Origin of the sequence: Nostoc sp. DedQUE02 (assembly GCF_034531035.1) — a bacterium.
GTDB lineage: Bacteria > Cyanobacteriota > Cyanobacteriia > Cyanobacteriales > Nostocaceae > Nostoc.
In genome coordinates this window covers 1-1,311 of the sequence record NZ_JAVRBY020000149.1, presented here as the reverse complement: position 1 = coordinate 1,311, position 1,311 = coordinate 1, and the positions used below count along the sequence as shown (strand labels likewise).

Annotated in this window: 1 protein-coding gene; it reads left to right on the top strand. The window is 45.4% G+C overall.

Translation table 11 applies throughout. The features are described 5' to 3' along the window. Positions 1-110: 110 nt before the first annotated feature. Positions 111-1,031 carry a hypothetical protein gene (locus RMX98_RS36255; protein WP_409881997.1) on the top strand — a complete coding sequence of 307 codons (921 nt, stop codon included), beginning with the start codon at positions 111-113 and terminating at the stop codon, positions 1,029-1,031. The last annotated feature ends 280 nt before the right edge of the window (positions 1,032-1,311 follow it).

Below are 1,311 nucleotides of genomic sequence, written 5' to 3'. Positions count from 1 at the left end.
TGTTTATCGTGTAGTTGCTTGGCGCGCGGCGCGGCTACACCGCGCCATTGCTTGTGACAGTTGCGTAAGTCCTGACTAAATTTGATGGGGTGCGGTGCGAATACGTTTATATGCGCCAGCCCACAACAGATAACCCTGACCCGCACCGCAAACCAGATAATCGCCAGGAAGTATTTGCAGATGGCGAATTTGGCGATTTCATCAAGCCAATCTTCGACACCCTCGACCTGTACCATAACCAAGGTGTTGATCCCAGAGCGATCGCTATTTCCTTTAAGCAGCTAGCCGAAAATCACCCAGAAGCAGATTTGCGGATTGTGGGAATGGAAGTGCGAGGCGAAGATAAGTTCTTGCTTCGTGCAAAAACAGCAGCGATGGCTGATAAGTCTGAACTGAGCGCAGAATATTTTGACACTTATAATCAGATAAAAGGTTTGCCGGAGCGAGAGATTAAATTACTGCTAGCAGAAAAAGATAATCAAATCCGTAGATTAGAAAATATGGTGATGACGGCGTTAGAGCGTCCCAGCTTTTATTCAAACGTTGAGCAGGTAGGTTTTATGACTAACAATCCCGGTGGCTTTACAGTTGGTGGTTCAGTTGATGGCGATATTAATAATGTTCAAGGAGAAAATAACCAACAAAGGGTAAGTAATAAAAGTTCTAGTTTTAACTTACAAGGCGCTCAATTCGGTGGTGGTCTAGTAAACGCTGACACCGTAAACGCGCACCAAATCGGCGGCAACATCACCAACTACAACCCTGAGCAAAAGCAGAATCTTGCAGAAGCCGCAGCAGAAATTCAACAGCTTCTCAACCAACTGAGCCAGTCATACCCCACTACTACCACATCGGAGAAGATGACGGTTGTGGCTAGGGCTGTGAATGAGATTGAGAAAAACCCCACTTTGAAAGCACGAGTAATAGGTGCATTGAAGTCTGGAGGAACAGAGGCATTTAAGGAGCTAATCGACCATCCTTTAGTGAATATACTGCTGGCATCAATTGATGGATGGCAAGATGCGGAGTAGTTTGTTGGCTACAGGTGAGCAGAGGAGGTAGCTGATGATGGTGAATGAGAAGCATGTGGCGATATTGAGGCAAGGGGTACAGGTTTGGAATCAGTGGAGAGCGAAAAATTTTTCTGAAAAAGTTAATTTGGCTGGCATCACCTTTAGAGATACTGATCTTAGAGATGTGAATCTCGTAGGAGCTAGCGTGTGATTATGGCGTACGTATCTTGCAGAAGAAGGGTCTCAACGCCAGTTAGAGCAAAGATTTAAGGTCAGCTTATCATTTGTGCGAAACCTA